The organism is Haloferax profundi, from assembly GCF_001469865.1.
Classification (GTDB): domain Archaea; phylum Halobacteriota; class Halobacteria; order Halobacteriales; family Haloferacaceae; genus Haloferax; species Haloferax profundi.
Window position 1 is genome coordinate 1 of sequence record NZ_LOPV01000605.1, and the last position, 449, is coordinate 449.

The following is a 449-nucleotide window of genomic DNA, read 5'->3' on the forward strand; positions in this document are numbered from 1 at the left end:
GGGTGGAACCGTCGCATTCCCACGGGGACTCGCGTGGCGGAAGGATCTCACCGACAAAGAGTTCAACACGTGGGACGACCTGATCGATCCCGATCTCGAGGGGAAAGTCGGGTTCGAACCGTGGTCGAACGCTGGTTCAAAATATTTCTACGTCATCAACAAGATCCAGGGTGGGAACCTCGACAACATCGAACCAGGTCTGGATTGGATTCGAGAGTTCGTCGAAGTGACTGACCCCGTCATCTTCGATCAGGTCGACCAAGCGATGAAACTCTACCAGAACGGCGACATGGTCGTCGCACCCTTCCTCTCGGCACGTGCAGAGAACCTTCAGATCAACGAGGGGCTGAAGATGGGTTGGTCTGTCCCGAAGAACGGTGCACCGATGGACTTCTGGGGTTACCCAATTACGAACCACAACGACGAAGACCACCACGAGCTCGCGAAAG

Annotated in this window: 1 protein-coding gene; it reads left to right on the top strand. The window is 55.7% G+C overall.

Annotated elements, in window-relative coordinates:
- A partial coding sequence (locus AUR66_RS17680) for an extracellular solute-binding protein (protein WP_157533213.1) occupies positions 1-449 on the top strand: 449 nt, incomplete at both ends.